The organism is Catenuloplanes sp. NPDC051500, from assembly GCF_044454585.1.
Classification (GTDB): domain Bacteria; phylum Actinomycetota; class Actinomycetes; order Mycobacteriales; family Micromonosporaceae; genus Catenuloplanes.
In genome coordinates this window covers 75,395-84,710 of the sequence record NZ_JBITDX010000002.1, presented here as the reverse complement: position 1 = coordinate 84,710, position 9,316 = coordinate 75,395, and the positions used below count along the sequence as shown (strand labels likewise).

The window sequence follows — 9,316 nt, the reverse complement described above, 5'->3', positions numbered from 1 at the left end:
ACGGCCCCGGGGACGCCGGCGTCCTCACATCTTGCGGAGACGATCCAGACCGGCGTTTCCCAGACCGGTCAGGTTGCCGATGCTGTCGGAGATCGGGCGCATGTGGTCCTCGGCCAGATTCTGCATCGAGGCGTTGGCCCTGGTGAACGCGTCGGCCAGCAGGTTCTCCACCAGGTCCCGCCGGGACGGGTCGAGCAGGCTCGGGTCGATCGAGACGCTCCGGACCTGACCGTGCGCGCCGAGGGAGACGCTTACCAGCCCGTCCCCGGCCTCCTCGGTGACCGTCGCGGACTCCAGGCGCGACTGCATCTGCGCGATGTGGTCCTGCATCGCTTGGGCCTGGGCGGCGAACTGCTCCAGGTTGAACGGCTGCATGCTGCGGCTCCTGTCGTTGCGGTGCCGGATCGTCACCGGCTCGGCCTTTCTACGAACCCGCACCGGACCTGGTTCAGCACCGGGTACGGGGGACACCCGAACAAGGGCGGTGACGCCGTCTGGATGTTGCTGCTTCACTGGGCCGACCACCTGCCTGCGCCCGCACACGCCCGTAGCGGCCGCAGGCCGTGCCACCCCGAGGACCCCCGCCCGGACCGTCCCTCGGTTCCGTGACATCACCTGGTGCGACGGCCCCGGAGTCGTTCCCGCGTGCGGGAACGGCACGAACCGGCTCCGCCACCGGGCTGTCGCGGGACCGACACGGGACCGGGCGGGCCCGGCCGGCGGCTGCGTCCCGGCCACCTCCACCGGCCGGATCTGGAAGGACTGACCTATGACGGCTCGGCTCGCACTCGCGATCGCCGTCCTGGCCGGCACGCTGTTCGCGCTGGTGGCCGCCCCGGCACAGGCCGCACCGGCAGCCACCGGCAAGTACTACGTGGTCGGCACCCCAGCGAACGGCCAGCGCGAGTACCTGTACGCGATCGCGCTGAAGACGCTCGGTGACGGCAACCGGTCCCGGGAGATCGCGCAGCTCAACCTCGGCCGCACCCAGCCGGACGGTGGCGCGCTCGACGACAGCGGCCAGATCCGGCCCGGCTGGATCCTGATGCTTCCGGCGGACGCGGCAGGCGAGGGAGTCAAGGACGGTCCGCTGCCCGCGGTGCAGCCAGTCGCCGCCGCGCCGTCCCGCCCCACCGCACCGGCGCCGCAGGGCGCGGCAGCACCCGAGTCCTCGGCCTCCGTGAGCATCGCGATCCTGTGGTTCGTCGGCTTCGTACTGATTCTGATGCTCGTCGCCGCTTTGATCAACATCATGCACAACGGTGCGCGCACCGCGGCGGCGGCAGCGGCCCGGGACCGGGCCCGGATCGCTCCCGGCGCCGGCGACCCGCCGTTGCCACCCCCGCCGCCCGGCACCCCGGCCGACCACGACGTGCCGGAGCAGGTCCCGGACGCCGGCCTCGACCTGGTCGCCTCCGCAGCCCCGCTCCACACCCCAGCGGCCGCGCCGACGGACCCCCGCCAGGTCTGGGGCCCGCCCGGAGCGAACGCGGCGGAGCCCACCCACGAGTTCACGAACCCGGTCACCCCCGGCGTCCGGTACGGATCGGGCGGCGGATTCGTCCCGGAGGGCACACCACGACCCGCCACCGATGCCGGCGAGCGGTCCCGGCCTCCGCTTCACCAGGCGTCGGCGGAGTCGGACGAACTGCCGACCGTCGAGATGCCGAGGCCCGAGACCCCGGCCGGTCCGGTCCGGCCTCCGGCGTTCCAGGCCGGGCAGTCCGCGCCACCCGCCCGACCCACGGAGCCGGCTGCTTCGGGCGTGGCTGGCTCGGGCGCGGCTGCCTCGGGCGCGGCTGGCTCCGGCCCGTCTACCTCCGGCCCGGCAGCCCGGTCGCCGTGGCAGGCCGCACCGGAGCCGCCCCTCGAGACGCAGCGACCGGCCGCGACACCTCCCGCCGCGACACCGGCCCCGCCCCCGCAGCCGGCCGCAATGTCGGCGCCCATGACGTCGTCGTCCGTGGCGTCGTCGTCCGTTGCGTCGTCCGAGGCGCCGCCCGCGTCGTGGCCCGCCGCGACACCTGCCCCGGCGCGGCCGTCCACGCCCGAACCCGCGACCGCGGTGATCCCGGACTCCGCGGCGGGCCTGTGGCGGTCCCCGGCGCTCGCCGCCGCCTCCACGGCCTCCGCGTCCACCGCGGCCCCGGCCCTCGGCCCGGGCGGCCGCGCGATGGTCGACGTGCCGTTGCCCGGCGACCCGTTCGGCGCGCCGGAGCCGCCCGCGCCACGTGCCGAGGAACAGATCACCGCGGCCTCCAGCCGGGCTGCCACGTCAGCCACCCCGGCCCGCCCGTCCTCAGGCGGGCGCAAGCCGACCGGGCCGAAGCCGCCCCTGCCCGAGCCCGGCGGCGCGGATCCGGTGCTGAACGAGACGGTGCTCGCGGACGAAGGGCCGGCCGGCGTCCACCTCGTGGGCGTGTCCGCCGGACGGTCCGGCCCGGCTTACGCCTGGCTGGCTGAGGGCGATGTGCCGCTGAAGGGCGTCATCCCACTGGTGATCGGCCGTCGCAATGACTGGTGGTTGCACGTGGACCTCGGCCGTACCCCCGACTGCGTTTCCCTCGCCGGCACGGCGGACGCGGTCCGGCGGCAAGCCGCGCTGTTCGCTCGGAGACTGCAGCAGAACGGGGTCGGCGTCTTCGCGGTCGGCTCGGTGCTCGGCGAGGAGACCGTGCCCGGCCTGCTGGTCCTGGACCGTCTGCCGGCGTTGCCGGAACCGGGCGCGGCACTGCCCACGCCGCGTGTCGTGTTCTGCGCCGATCCGGACGGCACCGAGGCCAAGGCCGCCCGCGATCTGACCTCCGCCACCGCCGGCCGGCTCGTCCCGGTCTTCCTCGGCCCCGCCGTGTCCGCGCGTTGGACGATCCGGATCCACTGACGGGCTGGCCGGCGGCGGTCACCGGCGGTCGGCGGTCGCGCCGGCCGGCTCGTCCCGGTCTTCCTCGGCCCCGCCGTGTCCGCGCGTTGGACGATCCAGATCCACTGACGGGCCGGCCGGCGGCGGTCGGCGATAGCGCCGGTGGACGGGCTGGCCGGGCCGCCGTCAGCGGTGACGTCGGCGACGGACCAGGTAGAGCGGCACCTGCGAGACGATGAGGAACAGCGCCAGACCGGCGATGACGAGCGCGATCTGCCCGAGCGGCGGGCCACCGCCGGACCGATCTCCGGGCGGCGGCGTGGGCTGCGTGATGATGGCGGCCCGTACCGCCGCGGCAGGATCGATGAAGCCGGGGTCCGCGTCCGTCCCGGGGGTGGTGTCCAGCACGGCCTGGACCGCCTCCGCCGCGGACAGCCGCGGCGCGGCGGCCCGCACCAGCGCCAGCAGCCCGGCCGCGAACGCCGCCGCATAGTCCGCGCCGGAGCCCTGCACCGCGGGCCGGTCCGCGGTGCCGAGGCTGGTCACGCCCACGCCCGGGGCGAGTACGTCCACCACGTCGCCCGGCGCGGTCCCGTCCGGCGCGCCGTCCGCACCGGCCGCGCCGACCCGCAGCAACCCGGGCCGGGACTGCGGTACCGAGGTGCCGGCCGGCAGCACCACCGCCGCGCCGCCCGCCACCGCCTCGTCGATCGCGGCGGTGACCTCGGCGGACGCGGCGTCGACCGGCACGGTAAGCGCCACGATCCCGGCGCCGGCCCCGATCGCGAGCCGGACGGCCGCGGCCGCGTCCCGCGGGTCGGCCCGCCCGTTCTCGGCCACCGGCACCCGGACCGGCAGGATCTCGGCCTCCGGTGCCATGCCGCTGAAACCGTCCGTGCGTGCGGCGCGAGCGGCCACGATGCCGGCCATCGCGGTCCCGTGGCCGGTGCAGTCCACGGCCGGGTCGCCGCCGTTTCCGCTGCTCCTGCCACTGAGGACGCGCCCGGCGAGCGCCGGTGCGGTGCCGTCGACGCCGGTGTCGACGATCGCCACGGTGGCTCCGGCGCCCCGGCCGTGCGTCCACGCCGCCGCCAGGTCGAATCGCAGTTGCGCCCAGGGCAGGGAGTCCGGGGCGACCTGGTCCGGGCCGCGGCCGGGGCAGGACTCCGCCGCGGTGGCCCCGCCCCGCGGAACCTCGGGCAACGACCCGACCTCGACACCGGGCCCGGCCGCGTCCCACGGCAGCACGATGATCCAGCCGGGATGCAGCCGGTTCGGGTCGATCATCGCGCCGCCGTCGGTCTGCGGCCGCCCGCTGTTAAGCGCGAGAAGTTCCGCGGCCCGCGCCGGATTGCCGAGCAGCGCGGTCGCGATCTCCGACAGCGTCTCCGGGCTGCCGTCCGCGGCCGTGGCCACCACGTGGTACTTCCGCTGCTCAGAAGCGCCTTCGGCGGGCGCGGGCAGGAGCAGGGCGAGCGCGAGCAGGAGCGCGGCCAGGCCTCGCGGGGCCGGGTGGTGAGCCACGACAACCTCCTCTTCGGACCCGTCGCGCCGGACTCCGTACCGCCGGGGAGCGCTCCCGGTCACGGTAGGTCATCCGCCGTCGGAACGGACGAGTCGCCCGCCCCGGGCGCGGTTCCGGGCCCGGCGTCAGGGAGACTGGGGCCACGGTTTCGTGGGGAGGTTACGCCGGTGTCTGCCCGTTTCCTGATCGTGGTCGCCGCGGTCGTCGGCGCGGTGCTCGGCGCGCCGCCCGGCCCGGCTCCGGCATCAGCCGCCGCCCCCGTCCGTCAGGTCGTCGCCCCCGCCCTCGCGCCGGCACCCATGCCGCGCACCGAGCGTGCCGAGACCCCCGAGCATGCCGAGCCCCGGTGGGCGGCGCCGCCCGCCGCCGCCGAGTCGTCGGGAGGGATAAGCGACACCACGTGGGTACGCCTGAGCGCGATGCTCCTCGCCGTGGCGCTGCTGGTGCTTGCGCTGGCGATCATCCGGGGCGGCAACAACCAGGGCGCTCGCGGCCGGCCCCGCGGTTCGTCCGGACGGCGGCCCCGCTCGGCCCGCGGCCGGGTGCCGGTGGGCACCGGCCTCGACGACGACCCGACCGTGCCGGCGCCGATGCGCCTGCCGGACCCGGCCGCCGACACCTCGCCGACGTTCGCACCAGTGGTGCCCGACGCGTTCACGGCCGCACCGGCCGAGGCGAGGATGAGCTGGTCCGATCCGGCGATCCGGCCCGTGGCCGGGTCACCCTCGGTCCCGGAGCCCGGGTGGCCCGGCCGGCCGACGGCGTGGACTGACCCGGCAACACCGCGAGTGGCGCCGCCGGCCGTCTGGGCCGACGTGGCGGAGCCGGACACGAGCCCTCAGTCGCAGACCTGGGCGGCACCGCAGCACTGGTCAGCGCCGGTGGCGTCCGACGAGCCCGCGCGCCCGGCCGACTACACGCCTGCGGCAGGACCGCTGCCGATCCCGGCCCAGCGTCGCGACTCCGGGTCGCGCGGCTGGTCGCCGGCCCCGTCCGTCCCGGACGGTGCCGCCACGGCCGGCGAGCCCGCCCCGGACCGGAGCCGCGAGTCGCCGGGGTGGTCTCCGCCCGTCTCCGCTTCCGGCCCTGAGGCTGGTCCGTCTGTCCCGGTCCAGGATCGGGAGTCGCTGGGGTGGTCTTCGGCCGTTTCCGGGCCTGCGGCTCCGGCTGGTCCGTCTGTCCCGGTCGAGGACCGGGAGTCGCTGGGGTGGTCTGCGGCCGTTTCCGGGCCTGCGGCTCCGGCTGGGCCGTCTGTCCCGGTCGAGGACCGGGAGTCGCTGGGGTGGTCTCCGGCGGCTTCCGGGCCTGCGGCTCCGGCTGGGCCGTCTCTCCCGATCCAGGACCGGGAGTCGTTCGGGTGGTCTCCGGGCCCGGTGACCGCCACCGGGACGCCGTCGGTCTCGGCTGAGATCCGCGAGGTGCCGGGACGGTATCCGGCCGACCAAGTCCAGGACCCCACGGCCCCGGCCGGATCGTGGCCGGACCAACTCCGGGATCGTGACGCTCCCATCATGTCGCCGGGCTCTCCCGAAGCGCCGGTGAGAGGCCTGGACGATCCGGCACCGCCGTGGGAGGCGCCGGTCAGGCGTCACGACGATCCGGCCGACGACCGGCACTCACCGGCCCGGCCGCGCCCGGACCGTGAGGCCCCGGTGAAGTCGCTGAGCGAGCCTGACCTCGATCGTGAGGCTTCGGTGAGGTCCCTGGGGGATCCGGTTCGGGACCGTGCGGCTCCGGTCAGGTCGCTGAGCGATCCCGCACCGGATCGTGAGGCTCCGGTGAAGTCGCTGAGCGATCCCGTGCCGGGTCGCGAGGCTCCGGTGAAGTCGCTGAGCGATCCGGCGCCGGATCGTGAGGCTCCGGTGAAGACGCTTGGTAACGCCGAGTCGCCGGTTAAGCGCCTGGACGACCCGGCACCGGACCCTGAGACACCTGTCAAGGCGTTGCCACCGCGGGACGCGACCAGGGAACCGGCCCGGGGCCACGACCAGGATCGAGCCTACGAGCAGGATCGGGACCGTGAAGCGGAACGGGACCGCGCCCCCGGACACAACGACGCCGCCGGACACGACGCCCCCGGACACGACGACACACCCGGCCGGGAGGATGCCGCGCCGCAGCCGGACACCGGCATTCTCGGCCCGGTCGTGCTCGACCGGACCGACGGCGGCCAGGTGCGGCTGGGCGGCACCGGCCTGATCATCGGGGTCAGCGCCGCCGCCGGCCCGGCCGCCACACCCATTCCCGTGCCGGCGGCCATCACCGGCCTCGGCGTGGCGCCCCTGGCGAGCCCGCTCCCGGAGCCCGTGGTGAGCCTGGAGCCCGTGCTGAGCCCGCTGCCGGACGTGCCGCCGGTGTGGCGGGCCGGCGATCCGCCCACCGGGGAGGAGCGGCCCGCGCTGCCCGGCTGGGACGACGAGGCCCCCGAGGTTCGAGAGACGCTTGAGACCGCGTACGGCCAGGTCAGGGTGCATCTTTTCGGTGTCGCGTCCGGCGCGGTGCCCGCCTATGTCTGGCTTGCCGAGGGGGAGGAGCCGCCTCCGGCCACAGTACCCGTGGTGATCGGGCGGAAGGGCCGCTGGTGGTTGCACGTGGACCTCGCCCGTACCCCCGATGTCGTGACGATCGTCGGCCCGCTCGATGACTGCCGCAGGCAGGCGGCGGCGCTGCTCGGCGACCTGGAGGGCACCGGGGTGAGCGTGGCGGTGGTCAGGGACGCGATGGGCGGCGTGACACTGCCCGGCGCGCGGCGGCTCAGCCGTTTCCCGGCGCCGCCCGCACCTGGCCGGGTGCTGCAGTCCACGTTCGTGGTGCTGTGCACGGATCCGGCGCCGGAGGCCCGGCATCTGGCCGCGGCGACGGCCGGGCACGCGGTGCCGGTGATCATGGGTGAGGTGCCGAGCGGCAGGTGGTCGATTCAGCCGGCCTGACAGTAGGCAAGCACGTCGGCGAGCGGCCCCTGGGTCACGTCCCGGCGGCGCCGCCAGCGGGTACCGGCCGGTTCGAAGACGCTCAGCGCGGTGAGCCGTTCGTAATGGCGGGGCGGCACCACCAGGTCGATCCCGGCCCGGTGCAGCCGCACGGCCCGGGAGTGGACGGACGGCAGGCGGCCCAGCAGGTCCGCGGCAGCCGTCACGTCTATCGCGCGGCCCTGCGGCACCTGCACCTCCATCAGCAGCCGGCCCGGTGTGGGGGCCGGGGCCCGGCGCCGCAGCCGCAGCCAGCCGGGTGGCAGCGTGCGGGCGTGCAACGGCACCAGCGCGTACGCGGTGCGCGTGCCGGGCCAGCGGGGCGTGTCGTCGGGCAGGCCGGGTACGCCGTGCACCGCGCCGGAGGCGATGATCCGCATGGGTGCGCCTGCGGTCGCGCCGGTCTCGGTGAGTCCGCCGCCGGCGGTGAAGGCGTAGCCGCTCAGCAGCCGCGCCCGGCCCAGTCGCCCGGCGGGCAGCAGGTAGGCCTGCGGGCCGAGCAGGTGCCGGTAGCGGGTCGGGACGGCGTCGATCGAGGTGCCGAGGATCGCGCCGCCCGGCTCCACGTGTACGCGCAGCAGCCAGCGGGTGTGCCGGTCCGGGCGGATCGTGTGCGGGTCGAGGTGGCCGAGCAGGAACAGGTCCGGCGTGCGCAGACCGGCGACGGCGACCTCACGGGGGTGGTCCGGGGACGGCACGTACGCGGTGAGCGGCGTGGTGGTGACCTCCGCGCGGCCCCGCAGCCACGGCACGCCGATCGCGGGCGTGCCGACCGGCTCCTCGTGCGTCTCCGGCGGTGGGGACGCGTACAGCACCGCGGGCGGCCCGGTCGGCTGGGGTGTGAAGGGCGGGGGCGCGGGCATCGGCACCACAGCCGCCCACGCGGGCGCGGCGGCCGGCGGTCGCACCTGCCGCACGGTGGCCTCGGCCGGCGGCACGGCGGTGACCGGGGGCACGGCAGCGCGGGCCGGGGGCACGGCGGCGGGGGCCGGGGTGGCGGCGACAGTGATCCGCGCGGCGGCCGGCATCAGCCGCCCGTCCGGGTCGGAGCGGAAGGCCGGCTCGCCGGGTGCCCGCTTCGGCCGGTGGCACTGCCACACACCTGGTTCGCCGGTACGCCCGAGGGCGCGCAGATCGTGCCGGTCACCGAGCAGTTCCACCGCGCCTCCGGCCGGCGGGGTCCACACGGTGGCGCCTGTCGTCTCGGCCAGCTGTGCCACGTTGTCCAGGAGACGGTCGCGCTCGGCCGCCTCGGCCGGCCAGGTCAGCCACAGCCGCAGGTCGCATCCGTAGAGCGGCAGGTCGCCGAGCACGGATGCGAGATGCCGGCCCTCGCGTACCCGCTGTGAGCCCCGGTAGTCGCCGACCACGAACGCGCCGGAGCGGACGGTGACCGCGATCGTGGCCAGGTGCGGATGACCCTCGCGGAGCCGGTACGCCGCGGCCCGCCGGGTGACGAAGTCGGCGCGGGTGGCGAGCGCGACACCGTCCGGCAGTGCCAGCGCCACCACGCCGGCCCGCGGCCGCACCACGCCGTCGCCGGCGTCGAACCAGCTGTGCAGCGGGGTGTCCAGGTCGGGTGGCTGGATGATCTCCCACGCGACGGGTTCGCCGGTGAGCCGGTCGACCGCGGCCGCGTCCGGCGCCTCGTCCTCGCCCGGCCACGGGTCAAGCCTGGCGCCGTCCGGCGTGGTCAGCACGTCCCGGCCGAGCAGGCCGGCGACCTCGCGGAACAGCGCGCGGTGTCCGGCGCCGTCCGCGGTCAGGATGCGGATGTCGTCGGACGGTCCGCTGGCGCGGCGGATCAGGTCGGCGAGTCGCCGCCCGGTCAGTGGCGTGTCAGGCAGGTCCGGCGTGGCGAGCCCGCCGGTGGGCAGCGGCAGGAGCGGGACGTCGTGGAGGCCGGCGAGTCGCCGGTACTGAGATGCGGTCGGTTGTGTCGCGTACAAAGCCCTCACCGCC

At 76.2% G+C, this 9,316-nt stretch carries 5 protein-coding genes; 2 read left to right on the top strand and 3 right to left on the bottom strand.

Annotation, left to right across the window (positions count from 1 at the left end; translation table 11 throughout):
- Positions 1–24 precede the first annotated feature (24 nt).
- Positions 25–438, bottom strand: coding sequence for a YbaB/EbfC family nucleoid-associated protein (locus ACIA8K_RS03725; RefSeq protein ID WP_396054617.1), 414 nt, complete (start codon positions 436–438; stop codon positions 25–27).
- A gap of 331 nt (positions 439–769) precedes the next feature.
- Between ACIA8K_RS03725 and ACIA8K_RS03720 the strand changes: the two genes are divergently transcribed.
- Entirely contained in the window at positions 770–2,881 is a 2,112-nt protein-coding gene (locus ACIA8K_RS03720) for a hypothetical protein (protein WP_396054615.1), read from the top strand.
- Between the two features lie 165 nt (positions 2,882–3,046).
- Here the strand turns inward: ACIA8K_RS03720 and ACIA8K_RS03715 are convergent, their stop codons facing one another.
- A complete protein-coding gene (locus ACIA8K_RS03715) occupies positions 3,047–4,384 on the bottom strand; it encodes a S8 family serine peptidase (RefSeq protein ID WP_396054613.1) in 1,338 nt (445 codons plus the stop codon).
- A gap of 168 nt (positions 4,385–4,552) precedes the next feature.
- Between ACIA8K_RS03715 and ACIA8K_RS03710 the strand changes: the two genes are divergently transcribed.
- Positions 4,553–7,315 carry a hypothetical protein gene (locus ACIA8K_RS03710; RefSeq protein WP_396054611.1) on the top strand — a complete coding sequence of 921 codons (2,763 nt, stop codon included), beginning with the start codon at positions 4,553–4,555 and terminating at the stop codon, positions 7,313–7,315.
- Here ACIA8K_RS03710 and ACIA8K_RS03705 read toward each other — a convergent pair.
- Positions 7,303–9,303, bottom strand: a complete 2,001-nt coding sequence (locus ACIA8K_RS03705) for a hypothetical protein (RefSeq protein ID WP_396054609.1) — start codon at positions 9,301–9,303, stop codon at positions 7,303–7,305. The genes ACIA8K_RS03710 and ACIA8K_RS03705 overlap by 13 nt on opposite strands.
- Between the last annotated feature and the right edge of the window lie 13 nt (positions 9,304–9,316).

Coding starts and splice junctions, on each gene's coding strand:
- ACIA8K_RS03720 (WP_396054615.1), top strand. CDS start 770: ATGACGGCTCGGCTCGCACTCGCGATCGCCGTCCTGGCCGGCACGCTG.